Origin of the sequence: Hymenobacter actinosclerus (assembly GCF_900111515.1) — a bacterium.
GTDB lineage: Bacteria > Bacteroidota > Bacteroidia > Cytophagales > Hymenobacteraceae > Hymenobacter > Hymenobacter actinosclerus.
The window spans coordinates 37615-57022 of sequence record NZ_FOHS01000006.1 but is presented as its reverse complement, the minus strand read 5'-3'; the positions used below and the strand labels follow the sequence as shown (position 1 = coordinate 57022).

20 protein-coding genes and 1 pseudogene are annotated in these 19408 nt (G+C 62.3%); 16 read left to right on the top strand and 5 right to left on the bottom strand.

The features are described 5' to 3' along the window. Nucleotides 1-76: 76 nt before the first annotated feature. Nucleotides 77-559 carry an energy transducer TonB gene (locus tag BMY67_RS17275; RefSeq protein WP_092773998.1) on the bottom strand — a complete coding sequence of 161 codons (483 nt, stop codon included), beginning with the start codon at nucleotides 557-559 and terminating at the stop codon, nucleotides 77-79. 132 nt (nucleotides 560-691) lie between these two features. On the opposite strand from BMY67_RS17275, the pseudogene BMY67_RS17270 reads away from it, so the two are divergent. The 3 genes and pseudogenes from BMY67_RS17270 to BMY67_RS17260 form a co-directional block, all read left to right on the top strand. Continuing rightward, nucleotides 692-1489, top strand: a pseudogene (locus BMY67_RS17270) (polyprenyl synthetase family protein); the annotation flags it as partial. A gap of 444 nt (nucleotides 1490-1933) precedes the next feature. After that, nucleotides 1934-2572: a rhomboid family intramembrane serine protease gene (locus tag BMY67_RS17265; protein WP_177189905.1), complete on the top strand. Its 639-nt coding sequence runs from the start codon at nucleotides 1934-1936 to the stop codon at nucleotides 2570-2572. A 99-nt stretch (nucleotides 2573-2671) separates the two neighbouring features. Beyond that, on the top strand, nucleotides 2672-2959 hold the full coding sequence (locus BMY67_RS17260) for a PLD nuclease N-terminal domain-containing protein (protein WP_092773996.1): 288 nt from the start codon (nucleotides 2672-2674) through the stop codon (nucleotides 2957-2959). An 87-nt stretch (nucleotides 2960-3046) separates the two neighbouring features. Here the strand turns inward: BMY67_RS17260 and BMY67_RS17255 are convergent, their stop codons facing one another. Further along, nucleotides 3047-3670, bottom strand: a complete 624-nt coding sequence (locus BMY67_RS17255) for a hypothetical protein (protein ID WP_092773994.1) — start codon at nucleotides 3668-3670, stop codon at nucleotides 3047-3049. A gap of 131 nt (nucleotides 3671-3801) precedes the next feature. Here BMY67_RS17255 and BMY67_RS17250 point away from each other — a divergent pair, with 131 nt between their 5' ends. The 3 genes from BMY67_RS17250 to BMY67_RS17240 all read left to right on the top strand — a co-directional run bounded on the left by BMY67_RS17250 (nucleotide 3802) and on the right by BMY67_RS17240 (nucleotide 6131). Then, nucleotides 3802-4641: a glycerophosphodiester phosphodiesterase family protein gene (locus tag BMY67_RS17250; protein WP_092773992.1), complete on the top strand. Its 840-nt coding sequence runs from the start codon at nucleotides 3802-3804 to the stop codon at nucleotides 4639-4641. A gap of 233 nt (nucleotides 4642-4874) precedes the next feature. Further along, nucleotides 4875-5273, top strand: a complete 399-nt coding sequence (locus BMY67_RS17245; RefSeq protein ID WP_092773990.1) for a DNA-binding transcriptional regulator Fis — start codon at nucleotides 4875-4877, stop codon at nucleotides 5271-5273. A gap of 285 nt (nucleotides 5274-5558) precedes the next feature. Further along, complete coding sequence (locus tag BMY67_RS17240; RefSeq protein WP_245745082.1) at nucleotides 5559-6131, top strand: acyl-CoA thioesterase; 573 nt, start codon at nucleotides 5559-5561, stop codon at nucleotides 6129-6131. A gap of 407 nt (nucleotides 6132-6538) precedes the next feature. Here BMY67_RS17240 and BMY67_RS17230 read toward each other — a convergent pair whose 3' ends face one another. Together BMY67_RS17230 and recF are read right to left on the bottom strand one after the other, a co-directional pair. Next, nucleotides 6539-6862 (bottom strand): DciA family protein, encoded by a 324-nt coding sequence (locus BMY67_RS17230; RefSeq protein ID WP_092773986.1) that lies wholly within the window; start codon nucleotides 6860-6862, stop codon nucleotides 6539-6541. Nucleotides 6863-6929: 67 nt separating this feature from the next. After that, nucleotides 6930-8045 carry a DNA replication/repair protein RecF gene (recF, locus tag BMY67_RS17225; RefSeq protein WP_092773984.1) on the bottom strand — a complete coding sequence of 372 codons (1116 nt, stop codon included), beginning with the start codon at nucleotides 8043-8045 and terminating at the stop codon, nucleotides 6930-6932. 69 nt (nucleotides 8046-8114) lie between these two features. Between recF and pdhA the strand changes: the two genes are divergently transcribed. The 3 genes from pdhA (at nucleotide 8115) to ribH (ending at nucleotide 10879) form a co-directional block, all read left to right on the top strand. Beyond that, nucleotides 8115-9284, top strand: a complete 1170-nt coding sequence (pdhA, locus tag BMY67_RS17220) for a pyruvate dehydrogenase (acetyl-transferring) E1 component subunit alpha (protein ID WP_092773982.1) — start codon at nucleotides 8115-8117, stop codon at nucleotides 9282-9284. A gap of 58 nt (nucleotides 9285-9342) precedes the next feature. Continuing rightward, nucleotides 9343-10113, top strand: coding sequence for a tetratricopeptide repeat protein (locus tag BMY67_RS17215; protein WP_092773980.1), 771 nt, complete (start codon nucleotides 9343-9345; stop codon nucleotides 10111-10113). A gap of 289 nt (nucleotides 10114-10402) precedes the next feature. After that, complete coding sequence (gene ribH / locus BMY67_RS17210; RefSeq protein WP_019948742.1) at nucleotides 10403-10879, top strand: 6,7-dimethyl-8-ribityllumazine synthase; 477 nt, start codon at nucleotides 10403-10405, stop codon at nucleotides 10877-10879. Nucleotides 10880-11015: 136 nt separating this feature from the next. Here the strand turns inward: ribH and BMY67_RS19430 are convergent, their stop codons facing one another. Continuing rightward, nucleotides 11016-11201 (bottom strand): hypothetical protein, encoded by a 186-nt coding sequence (locus tag BMY67_RS19430; protein ID WP_092773978.1) that lies wholly within the window; start codon nucleotides 11199-11201, stop codon nucleotides 11016-11018. On the opposite strand from BMY67_RS19430, the gene BMY67_RS17200 reads away from it, so the two are divergent. The 7 genes from BMY67_RS17200 (at nucleotide 11200) to BMY67_RS17170 (ending at nucleotide 19366) form a co-directional block, all read left to right on the top strand. Next, the gene (locus BMY67_RS17200) at nucleotides 11200-11583 is read left to right on the top strand and encodes a TraR/DksA family transcriptional regulator (protein ID WP_092773976.1); all 384 of its coding nucleotides are present in this window, start codon (nucleotides 11200-11202) and stop codon (nucleotides 11581-11583) included. The genes BMY67_RS19430 and BMY67_RS17200 overlap by 2 nt on opposite strands. 231 nt (nucleotides 11584-11814) lie before the next feature. Then, nucleotides 11815-13776 (top strand): pseudouridine synthase, encoded by a 1962-nt coding sequence (locus BMY67_RS17195; protein ID WP_245745081.1) that lies wholly within the window; start codon nucleotides 11815-11817, stop codon nucleotides 13774-13776. 243 nt (nucleotides 13777-14019) lie between these two features. After that, nucleotides 14020-14763: a type III pantothenate kinase gene (locus tag BMY67_RS17190; protein WP_092773974.1), complete on the top strand. Its 744-nt coding sequence runs from the start codon at nucleotides 14020-14022 to the stop codon at nucleotides 14761-14763. Beyond that, nucleotides 14750-16108, top strand: a complete 1359-nt coding sequence (locus tag BMY67_RS17185; protein ID WP_092773972.1) for a BamG family beta-barrel-assembly machinery protein — start codon at nucleotides 14750-14752, stop codon at nucleotides 16106-16108. The genes BMY67_RS17190 and BMY67_RS17185 overlap by 14 nt, the downstream gene beginning before the upstream one ends. 98 nt (nucleotides 16109-16206) lie before the next feature. Continuing rightward, nucleotides 16207-16818, top strand: a complete 612-nt coding sequence (gene lptC, locus BMY67_RS17180) for an LPS export ABC transporter periplasmic protein LptC (protein WP_092773970.1) — start codon at nucleotides 16207-16209, stop codon at nucleotides 16816-16818. Next, the gene (locus BMY67_RS17175; RefSeq protein ID WP_092773968.1) at nucleotides 16815-17102 is read left to right on the top strand and encodes a hypothetical protein; all 288 of its coding nucleotides are present in this window, start codon (nucleotides 16815-16817) and stop codon (nucleotides 17100-17102) included. The genes lptC and BMY67_RS17175 overlap by 4 nt, the downstream gene beginning before the upstream one ends. 134 nt (nucleotides 17103-17236) lie before the next feature. After that, nucleotides 17237-19366, top strand: a complete 2130-nt coding sequence (locus tag BMY67_RS17170) for a peptidylprolyl isomerase (protein WP_245745080.1) — start codon at nucleotides 17237-17239, stop codon at nucleotides 19364-19366. Nucleotides 19367-19408 lie beyond the last annotated feature (42 nt).

The following is a 19408-nucleotide window of genomic DNA, read 5'->3' as shown; positions in this document are numbered from 1 at the left end:
TGTTACCGGCAACGGTAGCAGGGGCTTTTTGCTGCCGGGCCTGGCGCTTACCGAAATTCCACCGGCACGGTCAGGATCATCGCGGCGGGCTGCCCGCCGCGCTGCCCCGGCGTAAAGGCGGCAGCCGGCCAACTGCCGCCACGGCCGCAGCGTCATAAGTGGGGTTCAGGCCCCGGCCTGGCACCACGCCAATGTCGGCCACGGCCCCCGACGCCAGCACCGTGAACCGGACCAGCACCGCCCCGCGCTGCCGGGGGCCGGCGGGCCGTTTCAGGTGTTTACCGATGACCGTGTACATCGCCTGCGCTCCGCCCGGAAAAGTAGGGGCCGTTTCCAGCCGGGCGTACCCGCCGCTGGTCAGGGCCACCGAATCGAAGCGCGTGGGGGCCGCTTCCGGCGCGGGGGCGGGCCGGGGCTGGCGGGGGCTGGTTTTGCGCGGCAGCGGTACGATGGGCGCCGGCGGGCGGGCTTCCCAGCGGTTGTAGCTGGCCTGGGCCACGGCGGCAGCCGGCAGTAGCGGGAGTAGCAACAGCAGCAGGAGTAGGGGCCGGGCGTTCATGGCAGGGAAGATACGAAGCTGTCCGAATGAGTGCTTCCCGCCGTACCTTTCCCTGCTCCAACCGGTATTGCTACCAGTACCGGAACAATCCCCGTTGCTCACTACGATTCGTTGGGGCCTTCAACTGCCCGAATGAAAGCTGCCAGCTACCAGCTGAAAGCGAATAGCTCATCCCTTATGGACCTTTCTTTCTTCACCGATAAACTCACCTCCGGCCTCGCCAACCTGCGCTACGGGCAGGAGCCCACCAGCCTCTACGAGCCCATCCGCTACATTATGGGCCTCGGCGGCAAGCGCATCCGGCCGGTGCTCACGCTCATGGGCGCCCACCTGTTCACCGACGAGCTGGAGGCCGTGGTGAAGCCCGCGCTGGCCACTGAGGTCTTCCACAACTTCACCCTGCTCCACGACGACCTGATGGACCAGGCCCCGCTGCGCCGCGGCCAGCCCACGGTGCACGAGAAATGGAACCCCAACGTAGCCATCCTCTCAGGCGACGTGATGCTGGTGCGCGCCTACGAGCTGCTGTTTGATGTACCTGCGCCGCTGCTGGCCCCGCTGCTGCGCCGCTTCTCGCAAACCGCCGCCGAGGTCTGCGAGGGCCAGCAGTGGGACATGGAATTTGAAACCCGCACCGACATCAGCATTGCCCGGTACCTGGATATGATCCGGCTGAAGACGGCCGTGCTGCTGGGCTTCGCGCTGGAGCTGGGCGCCCGCCTCGGTGGCGCTTCGGAAGAAGACGCCGACCACCTGCGCCAGTTCGGGGTGGATATCGGCCTGGCCTTCCAGCTGCGCGACGACCTGCTCGACGTGTACGGCGACGCGGCCACCTTCGGCAAGCGTGTGGGCGGCGATATTCTGGCCGATAAAAAGACCTTCCTGCTGCTCACGGCCCAGGCCCAGGCCAGCCCTGCCCAGCAGGCTACGCTGGCCCGGCACATCGGCCAGCCGGTAACCAATGAGGAAACCAAAGTAGCGGCCGTGCGCGCCATCTACGATGAGCTCGAAATCCGCCCCCAGACCGAAGCCCTCATCAACGACTACTTCCGCGACGCCCTGCAGCATTTGGAGCGCGTGGCGGCCCCCGAAACGCGCAAAAAGCCCCTGCACCAGCTGGCTCTGCAGTTGCTGGAGCGCGAGCAGTAGGGACGGGGCAACCGGAAAACAGTGTCATGCTTCATCTGGCGTCCGCGAAGGCGGAGCCGGAGTCGAAGCATCTCTACCGCATGGCTAATCCTGACCCCCAGGAATTACTACCGCGGTAGAGATGCTTCGACTCCGGCTCCGCCTTCGCTCAGCATGACATTCTTCTTTTGCCCTATCACGTTCTTCTCCCCTCATCCTCACCCCAACTTTACCTTAACCCTCTACATGGAAATTTCTGCCACCCTGGTGCTGGCCGTGCTTACGGTTGCCATTTCGCTCTACGCCTGGTCGAACCCGGATTTTCTGGAAAGCTGGATCATGGAGCCTTACCGCATGAAGCGCCAGAACGACTGGTACCGCTTCCTCACCTCGGGCTTCCTGCACGCCGACTTCACGCACCTGCTCTTCAATATGATTGCCTTCTACTCGTTCAGCCGAGTAGTCGAAACGATTTTCGGGTATGCCTTCGGGCCTACGGCGGGGCTGCTCTGGTACCTGTTGCTGTACCTGGGCGGCATCGTCGTCTCCAGCGTGCCCACCTACCTGCGCCACCGCGACGACCCCAATTACCGCTCACTGGGGGCCTCGGGCGGCGTGTCGGCGGTGGTTTTCTCGGCCATCCTGTTCAATCCGGCGGCTGGCCTCTACATTTTCCCGCTACCCTTCGAAATTCCGGGCTTCATCTTCGGCTTCCTGTACCTGGGCTACTCCTACTACATGAGCCAGCGCCAGGGCGACAACATCAACCACGACGCCCACTTCTACGGTGCCCTTTATGGCGTGGTGCTCACGCTGCTGCTGATTCCGCGGGCAGCCGTTATTTTCCTCGAACAGATCCAGGGTTACATAGGTAAGTATCTGTAAATAAGATACATAACATAAATTATCTTGAATTCTTAATATCCATTTTCAGTTCATTGCGTAAAGGGGCCAATAACTCTCCCATTTTAACCTTTCCCTGCCATGAACACCCTCAACACGCTCACTAAACGCCTGCCCGGAGCCGGCCTGTTGCTTTCGCTGCTCACCGTGTCGCTGCTTAGCTCGTGCAGCCGCTTCAACAACGACGGCAGCCTTGCTACCTGGGGCTACGTCATCCTGGCCCTCGACCTATTCGTCTTCTTCGACATCTTCCGCCAGAACTGGGGTATCGGTAAGAAAATCCTGTGGGCGGCTATCGTATTCTTCTTCCCGCTCGGTGGCCTGATTCTTTACTTCCTGTTCGCCGGCCGCGGCAAGGTCAGCAACTAAGCTATCTGGCCTAAGGCTACAAAAAAGCCCCGCTGTACTTCGGTACAGCGGGGCTTTTTGTTTGTGGCAACAGGGAAGCAGATAAGGTTACTTCCCACCTAGCAGCCGGCGCTTCTCCAGGCGCGCCACGTGCTGCAGAATAGCACCGGTATTCGTGATTTCGGTGGCTTGCCAGTAGTCACCGCGCTTGCGCATCTTCACCTCCAGCACCATGGTGGTATCGTAGCGGGGCTGGGTGAACTCCAGGCCAACAAGGGCCTGCTCGCCCTCTTCACGCGAGTAAGCAATGCCCTGGAACTTGCTGTTGTCGCCTACCACTTTGCCGGCCAGCCCCAGCAGCGACACGTTGACCAGCTTCTTGGGCGCGGCGGCAGCGGCGGCCTCTACCGAGCCGGTTTCTACGTAGCGCTGCACCTCCTTGCGGGCGGCCTGGGCCAGCTGCGGCTTAAGCAGGCGCAGGGCTCCCGTCATGGCCATGCCACCGGGATTGAGCACGCCCAGGGCCGAGCCGTTCTTGGCCACGTCGTCCACGAGGCTACCCGTCACGCTGTTCACGTCTACGTACCGCTCGAAGGCCGCCGGGTCGTGGTCGTCGATGGCTTTGTAAGCCTGCATGAGCGAGTACTCGGGTGCGGTGCGCACCTTGTAGTAGTAGAGGTAGGCCCCGATGCCCACGGCCGCAAGTACAATCAGGATAAGCAGTTTTTTCATGACCAGGAGAATGAGAGGGTAGGGAAGAGGAATTGAGAAAGTAAAAGTAGCCCGATTTATTCACGCCCGGGCGCGGCCTGCGTAAGCACCAGGGCCCGGGCACAGTTGCCTGCGGCCCCATATTTACGCCTATGTTACTACCTGCATTTGGCTGCTTCCCCGAAGTGCATGGCCACCGCGGCTGCCGGGGCTTGCGGCCCGAAAACACCCTGCCTGCCTTTCGCGAAGCCCTGCGCCTGGGCGTCGATGCCATCGAACTGGATGTGGTGGTTTCCGCCGACCGGCAGGTGGTGGTATCGCACGAACCCTGGATGTCAGCCAGTATCTGCCGGCTGCCTTCCGGCGCGCCCATCCCGCCCGCCGAGGCCCGCCAACACAACCTCTACCAGCTGCCCTACGGCCGCATCCGGGCCTACGACTGCGGCCTGACGCGCCATCCCGCTTTCCCGGAGCAGCAGCCCTGGCCGGCCAGCAAGCCCCTGCTGCGCGAAGTGGTAGCCGACCTCGAAAATCTGACTCGCCAGCTGGGCCGCGCTCCGGTGAAATACAGCATCGAAATCAAGAGCGAGCCCGCCCACGACGGCCTGTATCAGCCGCCACCCGCCGAGCTGCTGGCCCTGGTGCTGGCCGAGCTGCAAGCCCTGCAAATTGTGCCCCGCACCACGCTGCTCTGCTTCGATAAGCGCATCCTGCAACTGGCCCGCCGCGCCGCGCCCACGCTGCCGCTATGCCTGCTCATCGAAGACGAGCGGCCCCTCTCCGAACACCTGGCAATGCTGGGCTTTGCGCCGGCCGTAGTGGGGCCCGACTTCCGGCTGCTGACGCCCGCGCTGGCCGCGCAGCTGGCCGGGCAGCACATCCGCCTCGTGCCCTGGACGGTAAACGAGCCCGCCGATCTGCGCGCCGTGCTAGCCTTACGGCCCTGGGGCATCACCACCGATTATCCTGACCGGTTACTGGCTTTGCGCTAATGCTTTTTATACCGGCTGTATCTAAAGGGTGTTGTGCGAAATCCGTTACACAACTGTTGTAACGTTACGTTTGTAACGTGTATTTGTGTATTGTTACACTGTCCATGTATTGTTCGAAAGTGTACGTATATGTTGTAATGTATCACTATGTCGCAACAAGGTGTCCGTACGTTTTGGTAACCTAGAATGTATTGTACATATTTACACCTCCATCCTCTTTACAACCTATTACTATGCCGCATCAGGGCGAAATACTGCAGGAAGCCATCAAAAACAGCGGAATATCAATTACGCGGATAGTGGACGACCTGGGTATTACACGTCCGACCATGTATCGTAAATTCAAGGAACGGGAGCTTGATTACAACTTTGTAAAAAGAGTAGGTGTAATTATTGGCCATGACTTTGCCGATAGCTTTACGATGTCGCAACAATCGGATTTACCGTTCGATGTTACAAGTGTATCAAAAAACGTAAACAGCTTGTCCGGTCTCGGCCCCGCTAATCGTCCTGCTGTTACAGTGGGTTCTGACCCAGATAGTCTAAAACACCTAATGGTGCTCCAGCAGAAGTATATTGCCCTGCTTGAGGCCTACAATGAACTGCTGCTGAAAGTGTACGGCCCAAAGTAAGACAGAAGTGTTCCACGTGAAACATATCTGTTCCGGTGCCTTCACACACCGCTGATACAGTGCTCATCGCCACACTTACTGCGTAGTGCCTGGCCCGGCGTTTAAGCACGGTGTATAGCTGTCCGCTCAATTGTACAACCACTGTGCATGCGGGCTTACCGGGAGCAGCTTCAGGCAGCCGGACCTGGTTGCTGTAATTACAACCGGACAGGGTGGGGGAGGGGCTGGCATGGCATTGCGGAAGGGCTAGCTTTGTGCAATCCACCTATCCTTAACCGCCGGCGTATGCCTCCGTTTGTGCTCCCCGATTTCCGCCCTGTATCCTACTCGCGCGTCACGCTCACCGAGCTGATGATTCCGTCTTACGCCAACTTCGGCGGCAAGATCCACGGCGGCATCCTGCTCTCGCTGATGGATAAGGTCGCCTATGCCGCGGCCTCCAAACACGCCGGTAATTACTGTGTAACCGTGAGTGTGGATGGGGTGAATTTTATGCAGCCCGTCGAGGTAGGCGAGCTGGTGTCGCTGCTGGCCTCAGTAAACTACGTGGGCCGCACCTCGCTGCTGGTCGGCATCAAAGTGACGGCCGAAGATGTGCGCACCGGAATGGTGAAACATACCAACACCAGCTACTTCACAATGGTAGCCAAAAACGACGCCGGGCAGCCCACGCCGGTGCCCGGCCTGGAGCTGGAAACCCGCGACGACGTGCGCCGATTTCAGGAGGCCATCAAGCGCCGGCAGTTTCAGCAGCAGTACCGCGAGCAGTTTGATAACGCCCGCACCAGCCTGGCAATAGATGACCAGATGGGGCTACTGGATGGGGAGCGGTGCCGCATCATCTACCACACCGACTGAGCAGTTAAAGTACAGTAGGAGGGAAGCTCATTGATGCCGGCGCATTGCAATGAGCCAGCATTGGTCCTGGGTATCTTGCTGAACCTGCCAAAGAATCTCTATTGCGTCATAAGCAGCATCCTGGTCCTGCTTCAGCAGCCTGGTTGTTCCGGCTGAACTGAGCGCAGCCTGTCTGATGCTTGAAAAGGGAGCAAGTACCAGTTCTCCGATTAAGCTCCAAGGCTGAGTGGCTGCAATACTTCGAAGGTGGGAGTACGCCTTGCGTAGCCATACAGTGCCATCAAGCTTAGGCTGCTGGAGCATCTATCTACTGCCAGACCAATTGAAGCGCGCCGCCAGGCCGCGCCTTTGCAACGGGCAAGCTCCTATAGCGGCAGGTACAGCGAAGCAGACTTGCTCCCCTCGGCTTAGAGGAATACGACTTCCTTGATGATGTCCTCGCCGACTTCGGCGTTGAGGTTGGCCAGCACTTTGGTTTTAGCCATTACCAGTTCATGCTTGAGGGGCGCCGAAGACAGGCGCACGAACAGCTTGTTGTTGCTCACGTAGAGCTGTTGCGTTTTCAGGGCTACGGCCTTGCCCATTACCTTCTCCCAACTGGCCACTACCGTCACCTCGTTCAGCTTGCCCTGCAGGCGGTAGGCGCGCAGCATGGCCGTGATGCTGTCCTTGAGCGGGACAATATCGGCCTTGCGGGAATTTTCGGGAGAATGAGGTTTTTTGTAGGCCATTTCAGTAAGTTAACGCGCGAAGAAAATGCCCCGCTGGCTAACCCAACAAAGATACCCCGGCGGCCGGCTACAACCGCGCCACGGTGCCGGCTTCCACCCGGAACCGGCGGATATCTTCCGACAACTCGGCCAGCACCCGGTCGGTGCGTTCGAGGTGGGTGTCGGTCAGGAAAATCTGGCCGAAGGTGTGGTTGGCCACCAGCTGCATCAGGCGGGTAATGCGCTTCTCGTCGAGGCGGTCGAAGATGTCGTCGAGCAGGAGCAGCGGCTTCTGGTTTTGGCGTTCAGCCAGCAACTCGAACTGGGCCAGCTTAAGGGCAATAACGAACGACTTCTGCTGGCCCTGCGAGCCGTAGCCCTTCACTGGCTTCTCATCCATCAGAAAGGTAAAGTCGTCGCGATGGGGACCGGTAGTGGTGCGCTGCAGAGTCAGGTCGCGGCGCTCCTGCAGCCGCAGCAGCTTACCGAAGTCGGCGCTGGGCAGCTCGCTCTTATACGTGAGCGTGACCTGCTCCTGGCCGTCGGCGAGCTGGGCGTAGTGGCGCTGGAACAGGGGCTCGAAGCCGACCAGGAATTCCTGGCGGCGCTGCACCAGCTGCTCGCCCAGCGGCGCCAGCTGCTCGTCAATAGTCAGCAGGTAGTCGCGGTCGTAGCCGGCCTGGCGGTCGGCAGCCAGCTTGAGCAGGGCGTTGCGCTGCTTGAGCAGCTGGGTGTAGCGGATGAGCAGCTCCAGGTACTCGTGGTCGAGCTGCGACATGAGGCTGTCGAAGTACTTGCGCCGCTCCTCGCTGCCCTGCCGGATCAGGTCAGTATCGTAGGGTGAGATGAGTACCACCGGGTAGCGGCCGATGTGGTCGGACACCCGTTCGTAAGGCTGCTTGTCGTGGGTGATGGTTTTCTTCTGGCCCAGCCGCAAGCTGCACTGGATGGTTTCGGCCGGGGCCTCATCGGGCCGGTCGCCGAACCGGCCGCGCACCACAAAGAACTCCTCGCCCTGCCGGATGCTTTGGGCATCGGCCTGGGTAAAGGCGCTCTTGGTGAGCGAGAGGTAGTGGATGGCGTCGAGCAGGTTGGTTTTGCCGCTGCCGTTGTTGCCGATGAAGCAGTTGATGTGCGGGGAAAAGGCGAGCTGGGCTTCCTCGTAATTCTTAAAGAAGAGCAGGTGGAGGTTCTCCAGATTCATGCGCGGGGTTCGGACATTGCCGTCCTTTTACGTACTTTCGCCTCCCAAACGCGAACAATCGAAACTAAGATGGCGGAGACGAAAGTACAGGCTGCGGCCAAGGCTTCCAATTCGGCGAAGAAAACGCCCGCACCTAAGTCGAAAGGCAAGGCCGGGGTAGAAACCGCCGAGCAGCCTCAGAACGTAAAGCCCGCGGCCAACAAAGCCGCCAAGCAAGCCACCGACGCGCCCAAGGCTTCGTCGCCGGCTACGGCCGAGTATTCCAAGGAAACCTACCTGACTTGGTACGAGCAGATGGTGCTCATGCGCAAGTTCGAGGAGAAGGCCGGTCAGCTGTACGGTCAGCAGAAGATTAAAGGTTTCTGCCACCTCTATATTGGCCAGGAAGCCTGCGTCGCCGGCACCGTCTCGGCCCTGACCAAGGACGACAAGCACATCACCGCTTACCGCGACCATGCCCACCCGCTGGCCCTGGGCACCTCGCCCAACGCCGTGATGGCCGAGCTGTTTGCCAAAGCCACCGGCTGCTCCAAGGGCAAGGGCGGCTCGATGCACATCTTCGACAAGGAAGTAAACTTCATCGGCGGCCACGGCATTGTGGGTGCCCAGATACCGATGGGCGCCGGCATTGCCTTCGCCGAGAAATACAACAAGACCGGCAACCTGTGCGTCTGCTCGATGGGCGACGGCGCCGTGCGCCAGGGCGCCCTGCACGAGGCCTTCAACATGGCCATGCTCTGGAAGCTGCCGGTCATCTTCGTGATTGAAAACAACGGCTACGCCATGGGCACCTCGGTGCAGCGTACGTCCAACGTGACGGAGCTGTATACGCTGGGCGAGTCGTACGACATGCCTTCCGAGCCGGTGAATGCCATGAACGTGGAGGACGTGCACGAGGCCGTGGCCCGCGCCGCCGAGCGCGCCCGCGCCGGGGAGGGGCCCACGCTGCTGGAGTTCAAAACCTACCGCTACAAGGGCCACTCGATGAGCGACCCGGCCAAGTACCGCACCAAGGACGAGCTGGAGGACTACCGCTCGCGCGACTCCATCGAGGCCGTGCGCCACACCATCCTCACGCACAACCTGGCCACCGAGGCCGAACTGGAAGCCATCGACGAGAAGATCAAGGCCCAGGTGCAGGAGTCGGTGGAGTTTGCCGAGAAGTCGGAATACCCGACCGCCGACGAGTTGTACCACGACGTGTACGTGCAGCAGGACTACCCATACATCCGCGACTAAGCATCCGGACGATTTTCCGGCTGACCCCGGCCGCCCCCTTTTTCGAGCAACCTCCATCATGTCCAAGATTCCTTTTACGGGTAAAAGCCAGCAGGGCCGCCAGCAGCGGGTGGTCAGCACCGACCCGCTCGCGCCTGCACAAGCCTACAACCCCGAGCACCCGCTCATGGAAGACCCCGACGCGCTGGCCATGCGGCTGGTAGAGTCGGAGGATTTTGTGCGCCGCAACAAGAACGTGCTGCTGGGCCTGCTGGCCCTGGTGGTGCTGGCGGTGGCCGGCGGCTTCGGCTACTACATGTGGCGCAACTCGCAAAACGAAAAAGGGCAGGCCGCCATGTTCCAGGCCGTGAGCTACTGGGAAGCCGACTCGCTGCAGAAGGCCCTGAAGGGCGACGGCCGCAACCTGGGCCTGGAGCGCGTGGCTACCGAGTACGGGGGCTCCGATGCCGGTAACCTAGCCAGCTTCTACGCCGGTGCCGCGGCCCTCAAAGAAGGCAAGTACAAAGCCGCCATCGACTACCTCGAAGATTTCAGCGCCGATGACTATCTGGTGCAGGCCCGCGCCTACTCGCTGATCGGGGACGCCTACCTGGAGCTCAACCAGCCCAAGGAGTCGGCCGACTACTACAACAAAGCCGCCAACTACAACCCCAACGAGTACTTCTCGCCCGCTTACTTGCTCAAGGAAGGCACGGCCCGCGAGGTAGCCAAGGACTACGCCGGCGCCATCACGGCCTACGACAAAATCCTGACGGCCTACCCCGCCGCCGCCGAAGCCAACGAAGCCAAGCAGTACAAGTCGCGCGCCGAAGCACTAAACGGCAAATAATTGTTTGAGCGGCTAGCTGAGAGGTAGTAGCTGTTAGCTTCCGTTTAGCAGATAGTTTTGGCTCATAAAGCTGATTGTCAGTAGAATGCAAACAAAAAAGGTGGCTTTCGGGCTGCCTTTTTGCTTTAGATGGGTACCCGGCCGCCGGGTCTATCTTTGCCGCCGGAATCTTTCTCAAGTTGATAGAACCCGCAGGCGCCGACAGATTCATCCGGTTCTTTTGTAAGTAATTGTCTAACAGAACATAAGCTAACAGCCAATAGCTATTAGCAAACAGCTCAAACAAAAAATGGCTACTTCCCTCAAAAACCTGAGCGACTACACCTCCGACCACTTTGTTGACATTTCCGAGAAGCGCTTCGGGCTGGTGGTGGCCGAATGGAACCGCGAAATCACCGATACGCTGGCCCAGGGCGCCTACGACACGCTGCTCAAGCACGGCGCCAAACCCGAGCACATCTTTCGCAACACCGTGCCCGGCAGCTTCGAGCTGACGCTGGGGGCGCAGCTGCTGGCCCAGCACGACGAAATTGATGCCGTCATCTGCTTGGGCGTCGTCATTCAGGGCGAAACCAAGCACGACGACTACATCTGCCACGCCGTGGCCAGCGGCATCACCAACGTGGGCCTCAAGTTCAACAAGCCCGTCATCTTCGGGCTTGTAACTACCAACACCCTGGAGCAGGCCTGGGACCGGGCCGGTGGCAAGCACGGCAATAAGGGCGTGGAAGGCGCAGTGGCCGCCATCCACATGCTGGGCTTCTAGGTCGGGAGGCCGGCAGGGCTTTCTGATAATGCAACTGCCGGCTAACGTGGTTGGCGAAGGCCGTTGCGGAGCAACGCCTTGTCAGCTAGACCGGGGTGGTGCGCATCCGCCGACAAAATTGTAGCTTTGCGGCCAATTAGCGGCAGCGGCCCCGAATGGCGGCTTCCACTTCGATTCCTGGCGGGCAGCCGGGCAAACTAATTTTATTGCGCTGCTGTTCGGCTTGCTCGATAGATATGGGATGCGTTGCCAACCGGCCGGTATCATCCTCCTGTTGCACCTCCAGTCCCACCTTTCTCACTATACCTTCCTGTACCGTCATGAGTGAAGCACCCCTACGCTATTCCAAGGAAGAACTGGCCGAATTCGAGCAAATCATCCAGGACAAGCTTACTGCCGCCCGCAAGGAGGTATCGTTTATCAAAGAAACGCTGAGCCGCAAAAACGACTCGGGCACCGACAATACTGCCTCGTCGTCGAAGGTGCTGGAAGACGGCGCCGATACGGCCGAGAAGGAGAGCATGAACCAGCTGGCATCGCGCCAGATGAAGTTCATCCAGCAGCTCGAAAACGCCCTGGTCCGTATCAAGAACGGCACCTACGGCGTGTGCATCGGCACCGGCAAGCTCATCCAGAAGGAGCGCCTGCGCGCCGTACCCCACACCCAGCATTCGATTGAGGCCAAAATGGCCCGTCGCGACTAAATTAGTTGTCAGTTTTTAGTTGACCGTTGTCAGGTTGTGCATCGAAGCCTAGCCTGACAACGGTCAACTAAAAACTGACAACTAAAGAACCAGCCCGGGCTGGCTGCCTGAACTTCGCCCTGCGCGAAGCCGGCTGCTGGCCCGGGCACTGTTTTCCCCGAGGCTTCGTTTAGAAGCTCTCCCGAATTTTTCATCTGTACCGTAGCGATACGGCACGTACGCATTACCACCATGGGTAAGAAACACCACTCCGACGACGCGCCCAAGGGCCGCGGCCGCTCCTCCAGCTCCAGCCGACCTACGGGCCGCGACGCGGGCAGCAAATTCATTCAGCCCGGCCAGGAGCGGGCCAACCGCGACCAGGCCCGCGGTGGTGCCGGCCGCGACGACTCGCGGCGCGGCGGCGACCGGCCCGCTTTTGGCGGCCGGCCGGCTGAGGGTGGCTACGGCGGCCCGCGCAAGTTCGGCAACGGCGGCGGCAGCTTCGGTGGCCCGCGCAAGTTTGGTAACAGCAGCGGCGGCAGCTTCGGCCGCGACGAGCGTCCGGCCCGCGACAACCGCTTCGGCGCAGGTCGCGACGAGCGTCCGGCGCGGGATACCCGTTTCGGGGGCGGCCGCGATGAGCGCCCGGCCCGCGACAACCGCTTCGGGGGCGACTCGCGCAATGCCGGCCGCGGTGGCGACCAGCGCGAGGAGCGCCGCGAGGAGCGTCCGGTGCGCAACTTCGAGCCCAGGAAAACCTGGGAAGGCCAGCCCTACCGCCGCGAGGATGGCGAGCAGTCGGTGCCCCGGGGCATGCCGGGCGAGCGGAACCGCAAGTTCATCAAGCAGAACCCCAACGCCGCCGACGAGCCCCGCTCCGAGGCTCCGCGCCCCCGGGCGCAGGAAGACCACCTGGGCTCGCGCGAGTACGGCCCCGACCGCCCCGTGCGCCCGGCCCGCGCCTTCGACCCTAACCGCCGGCCCGAGAGCCTCGCCCCCCAGCACCCCGATTTTTCGGATGAGGCTACGTACCGCGCTACCCGCCGGGCCGACGAGGCCGGCAGCCGGGAGCGGCGCGACGCCGACGACCGCAGGCCCTCGGGCTTCGGGGGCGGCGCCAGCGGCGAGCGGCGCAGCAGCTTCGGAGGCGACGACCGGCGCGATAACCGCCGCGACGAGCGCCCCAGCCGTGACCGGCGCGACGACCGGCGCGATGAGCGTCCGGCCGGCTCCGACCGCCCCGCCCGCCGCAACGATTCGGATGCCCCGCGGGGTGCCTTCGGGCGCGACGAGCGGCGGGCGCCCCGCGAGGAGCGCCCCCGCCGGGCCTACGATGAGCGCCCCGGCCGCCCCGATGCCGCCGCCGACTCGAACCAGGCTGGCAAGCGCAAGCAGGGCGAGGTAGCCGGCCAGGCACCCGACTACAAAAACCTGCGCCACTACGAAGAAGACAAAAACCGCGGCAACAAGCGCCGCCGCGAGCAGGAGGAAGACCCGGCCGACGGCACAGTGCGCCTCAACCGCTACATCGCCAACGCCGGCATTTGCTCGCGCCGCGACGCCGACGCCCTGATTGCCGCCGGTGAGATTAAGGTGAACGGCGAGGTAATGACGGAAATGGGCTACCAGGTGCAGCCCTCCGACACGGTGCAGTACGGCAAAACCAACCTCAGCCGCGAAAAGCAGGTGTACCTGCTGCTCAACAAGCCCAAGGACTTCCTGACGACCACCGACGACCCCGAAGGCCGCCGCACCGTCATGGAGCTCATCAAGAGTGCCTCGAAGGAGCGCGTGTTCCCGGTGGGGCGCCTCGACCGCAACACCACCGGCCTGCTGCTGTTCACCAACGACGGCGAGGTAGCCCAGAAACTCTCGCACCCCTCGCACCGCAACAAGAAAATCTACCAGGTAGAGCTCGACAAGCCCCTGACGGAGGAGGACCTGCGCCAGATTGCGGCCGGCGTGGAGCTGGAAGACGGCAAGGCCGAGGTCGACGACGTGGCTGTAGTGGCCGGCAACCCGCATTTCGTGGGCGTGGAAATCCATATTGGCCGTAACCGCATCGTGCGCCGCATTTTCGAGCACCTCGGCTACGACGTGGTGGCGCTGGACCGGGTGCAGTACGCCGGCCTCACCAAGAAGGACCTGCCCCGCGGCAAGTGGCGCTTCCTCAACGAGAAGGAAGTTATCCGCCTCAAGTATTTCATGTAGGCAGGCAACCCCGGAGCTATAAACCGGCTCCCAGGGGTAGCAATTGCTAGAAGAACGTCATTCGGAGCATGTGGCGCATCAAGCCAGGGACGAAGAATCTCACTCGGGGCCGTTGTAACCACCTACCAACTGCTCCACGCGGGATTCTTCGTCCCTGGCTTGATGCGCCACATGCTCCGAATGACGTTCTTTTGGCTTCGGGGTACTTTTGGTCACTAATTCCTCCTTCTTCCGCTTCTCCATTTGCGCACGCTCGCTCTCGATATTGGCAACACGGCCGTGAAGTACGGCTGTTTTGAGCGGGATGAGCTGCTGGAATATGCCAGCGGCCAAACGCCGGCGCAGGTGCGGGCAGCCGTGTTGCGGCTGCAGCCCGAGCACGCCGTAGTGGCGTCGGTGGCCGAGCCGACGGCCGGCTGGGCTGCCGAGCTACGGTTGCTGGTGCCGGGCCGGGTGCTGGAGTTTATGCCCGCTACCACGCCGCTGCCCCTGGCCAACGCCTACGCCACGCCCCAGACCCTGGGGGCCGACCGGCTGGCGGCGGCCGTGGGCGCGGCCTGGCTGCTGCCGGGCCGCAACGTGGTGGTGGTGGATGCCGGTACCGCCATCAAGTTCGATCTGGTGGAGGGCGGGCAGGTGTTTCGGGGGGGCAGTATTGCGCCGGGGCTGGCCATGCGGTTTAAGGCGCTGCACACCTTTACCGGGCGGCTGCCCCTGGTGGCCCCGCCGCCCGCCGCCACCGCCGAGGTGCCCCTGATTGGCACCGACACCGAAAGCGCCATCCGGAGCGGCGTGCTGAACGGGGCGGCTGCCGAGGTGGCGGGCCTGCTGGCCGGTTACGCGGCCCGTTACCCGCAGCTGGCCGTGGTGCTGGCCGGGGGCGACGCCCCATTTTTTCGTGCCCATCTGAAAGGACCTATCTTTGTTGTTCCGGAGCTGGTTTTAATTGGGCTCCACCGAATTTTAGCACACCATGTCGCAACTTAATTTTGCTGGTCTGGCCGGCGGTTTTTCGCTGCTGGGCCTGCTGGCTGCCACGCCGGGGGCGCTGGGCCAGAATCAGGGCCTGGGCAACTCGCCTTATTCGCGCCTGGGGCTGGGCGACGCCAGTCTGAACCTGGGCGGCGTGCGGCAGATGGGTATGGGCGGCACCGGCGTAGCGGCGCCCAACGGCACCAACGTCAACGAGCTGAACCCGGCGCTGCTCTACTACACCAACCGCACCACGTTCGAGGCGGGCTACACCGGCCAGTTTAAAACGCTGCGCAACGATGCCACCAGCCAGCGCACCGGCACCGGCACGCTGGGCTACGTAGCGCTGGCCGTGCCCATCAGCCGCGCCTGGGCCGGCGCCATCGGCCTCAAGCCCTATACCACGGTCGACTACGAGTCGAAGACGGTGGACAACAGCATCGCCAACGACCCCACGGCCCAGCTGGAACGCCAGTACAAGGGCAATGGCGGCCTGGCCGAGGCCTACATGAGCCACGCCGTACGGCTGCGCAAAAACCTGGTAGTGGGCGTGTCGGCGGCTTACGTGTTCGGCAGCATCAACCAGGAAGCCAGCACCCGAGTGGGCACCGCAACCCTGCCGCTGAGCTTGGCCAGCCGCTCTATTTATGAGCAGCAGGTGCACTACTCCGACTTTGCCTTCCGCTCGGGCGTGCATTACCGCGGCAAGGTCAACGACAAAATCAACTTCAACCTGGGCGGGGTGTACAGCTTCCGCAGCAAGCTGAATGGCGACCGGAGCCGCAACATTCTGCGCGAGGATGCCGAGGGCGCGCTCATCAACGCCACGCCGCTCAGCAAGGACGAAAAGGGCAAGGCTACTGTGCCCGCCCTTACGCAGGTGGGCCTGAGCTTCGACAACAACCGCAACTGGAGCCTGAACCTCGACGGCGGCCTGCAGCAATGGTCGCAGTTCAAGTCGTTCGGCGAGCAGGGCGGCCTGTCGGGCGTGCCGCTCAGCAACACCTACCGCGGGTCGGTGGGCGGCGAGCTGACGCCCGACCCGACTTCGGTCGACCACTACTTCAAGCGCGTTACCTACCGGGCCGGCCTGAGCGTGGCGCAGCTGCCCTACCGCCCCGGCGGCAACGTGCTGCTCGACCGGGCCGTGAGCTGGGGATTCGGCCTGCCGCTGCCCTCCGCTTCGGCCCTCGATGCCACCACCATCAGCCTGGGCTTCACCTACGGGCAGCGCGGCAACACCGACGTGCTCCGGCTGGACGATGGCAGCACCGAGCGCAACGTGAAGGAAAGCTACATCCGGATGCAGCTGGGCGTAACGCTCAACAACCGCTGGTTTATCAAGCGCCGGATCGAATAGAACAGGAATCGGGAAGTTGACCTGCGAAAAGGCCGTAGGAGAGGAGGCAAACTCCGCACCCTGCGCCGCGTAGCTCCCGATTCAAAATTTACCCAAATATGAAGTCAGGACGATGGATGGCGGGGGGGCTGCTGCTGGCGCTGGGGCTGCAAAGCGCCGGCTGCCGCAAAGCCGACGAGGCGGTGGCCAAGCCCATCGACTACCAGGGCCCGACCATCGAAACCCGCAACGTGCTGATGCTCGTCAGCGACTCGGCCCGGCTGCGCGTACGCCTGAAGGCTCCGCTGGAACAGGGCTTCGAGTCGGGCGACCGGGTGTATCCTGAAGGCGTGGAGCTCACGTTCATGGACAAGGAAGGCCAGACGGTAGTGAACACCATTACCGGCAAATACGGCCGCTTCGAGCGCAACAAAAGCCTGTATACCATGCGCGGCGACGTGCAGGTGACCAACGTGCCCAAAAAGCAGCGCATGAACACCGAGGAGGCTTTCTACGACCAGAACAAGGCCAGCATCTATACCAAGCCCGAAACCGAAATCAAGGTGACCACGCCCACCGAGGTGCTCACCGGTCGGGGCCTGACGGCCAACCAGGATTTCTCGCGCTACCGCATCCTCACGCCCACCGGCGTGTTTACCATGCAGCCGGGTAGCGCAGCGGCCGGCGCCGCCCCACTTTCCCCCGACCCTGCCAATACCCCACAGCCATGAAACGATTCTGGGACCCCGGCATCAGCCAGACTATTCTGTTCGTCTTCGGCGTGTTTACGTTCGTGGTGGCCTCGTTCCGCACGCTGGTTACCGGCGGCCTCAGCGGCCTCTACGACAACTACTGGCTGTTTATGGTGTCGTTCGGCTGCATCATCTGGCTGCGCTACCTGCGCCAGCGCCAGAAGGAGGCCGACCTGCTGGCCGAGGATGCCCGACAGGCCGAAATCAGGAAGCAGAGCCGCAAAGCCGGCAAGCCCGCCAGCAAGCCCAAGAAGCGCAAGTAGCGCCCTGGAGCCCGGCAGCGCGGAGCCGGGGCCGTCCGCCGCATCTATCTGACAGAGAATGTACCAAATGACCGGCATTTTTGGTTATTTTGCGCCTCATTCACCATTTTCTACCCGCGCTTTTTTTCAAGTACATGGCATTAATTAACACAATCCGCGAAAAATCGGGCTGGGCCGTTGGCGCTATCGTCATTGGTCTGCTCCTGTTTATGGTGGGCGGCGACCTGTTTACGGGGCAGAACAGCTTCTTTGGCCGCAACGACCGCTCGGTGGGTGAAATTGCGGGGCAGAAAATCGACTACGACGAATTCAACGCCACGCTGGAGCAGGCCAAGCAGGCCTACACCCAGCAGCAGGGCCGCCAGCCCGACGAGCAGGCTATGGGCTACCTGCGCGAGCAGGCCTGGAACCAGCTGCTCTACCGCATTGCCTTCCAGAAAGAGTTCGACAAGCTCGGCCTGGCCGTTTCGGACGACGAGCTGACCGACATGGTGCAGGGCAACAACGTGCACCCCAGCATCCGCCAGGCCTTCACCGACTCGACCGGCCGCTTCGACGTGCTGCGCGTGAAGGAGTACCTGCGCAACCTCGACAAGATGGACCCGCAGGCGCAGGCCGCGTTTGCCTCGTTCGAGCAGAACCTGCGCCCCGAGCGCCTAAGCCAGAAATACACCAACCTGCTCAAGATGAGCACCTACGTTACTTCGGCCGAAGCCAAGCGCTTCAACGAGGGCCAGCAGGCTCAGGTAAGCCTGCGCTACCTGTTCGTGCCCTACTTCGCCCTCTCCGATTCGAGCGTGAAAGTAACCGACGAGCAGCTGCAGGCTTATATCGATAAGAACCAGGGCCGCTTCAAAGTAGAGGACGGCCGCAGCCTCGAGTACGTATCGATTCCGGTAACGGCCTCGGTCGAAGACAGCACCGAAGTTCGCAAAACGGTAAACGAGCTGACCACCCAGTTCGCTTCGGCCCCCGCCGACTCGGTGTTCGTGAAGCTCAACTCCGACAACCCCACCGCCCCGGCCTACCTCACGGCCGCCGATATGCCCGAGAAACTGCGCGAGCAGCTGCCCCTGCAGGTAGATAAGGTGTACGGTCCCTACGCCGAAAATGGCACCTACTCGCTTTATAAGGTAACGGGCCAGAAAACCGGCGACCAGGCCGCCGCCCGCGCCAGCCACATCCTCATCAAGAGCGAAGGCGCCACGCCGGAGGCCGATGCCGCCGCCAAGGCCAAGGCTACGGAGGTGCTCAACAAGATTAAAGGCGGCGCCGATTTCGCCGCCATGGCCCGCCAGTACGGCTCGGACGGCACCACCGCCACCGGCGGCGACCTGGGCTGGTTCCAGCAGGGCCGCATGGTGCCCGAGTTCGAGAAGGCCGTATTCGGCGCCTCGGCCCCCGGCCTGCTGCCCAACCTGGTGAAGACCTCGTTTGGCTACCACATCATCAAGGTAACGGCCGCGCCCACCAAGCAAACTTACCGCGTGGCCACCGTGCAGAAGAGCATTCAGCCCACCGAAGGCACCCGCGACGCGGCCTACAACAAGGCCCAGGAGCTGAAAGGCCAGGCCACCGACCTGGAGTCGTTCCGCAAGGCCGTAGCCGCCGATAAGAGCCTGCAGAAAGCCGAAGCCAAAAACCTCGGTCGCGGCGACCAGGCCGTGAACAACCTGCAGGATGCCCGCGCCCTGGTGCGCTGGGCCTACGGCGCCGACGACTCGGAAGGCCCCGGCGCCAAAAACGTAGGCGACGTATCGCGCGTGTTTGAAGTGGGCGACACCTACGTGGTAGCCGTGCTCACCGGCGAGCGGAGCAAGGGCACGGCCGATCTGGCCAGCATCAAGCCCGAGATTACCGCCCTGGTGCGCAACGAGCTGAAGGCCGAGCAGATCAAGCAGAAGCTGAGCGCCACCAAGGGTACGCTCGAGCAGATGGCCCAGGCCTACGGCCCCGCCGCCCAGGTAAAAACCGCCGATAACGTGGTGCTGGGCCAGGGCATGATTGCCGGCGTAGGCAACGAGCCCACCGCCGTAGGCCGCGCCTTCGGCCTGAAAGTGGGTCAGAAATCGGTGCCGCTGGCCGGCGAGCAGGGCGTGTTTGTGGTGGAGCCCACCAGCATCCAGCCCGCGCCGCCCACCACCGATGTAGCCGCCGCCCGTCAGCAGCTCACGGCCCAGCGCGCCGCCCGCACCGATGGCCTCATCTTCGAGGCCCTCAAGCAGCACGCCAACGTGAAAGACAACCGCGCCAAGTTCTTCTAAGAACCGGCGCCGGCCGCCGCGCAAAAGCAGCCGCCGGCCTAC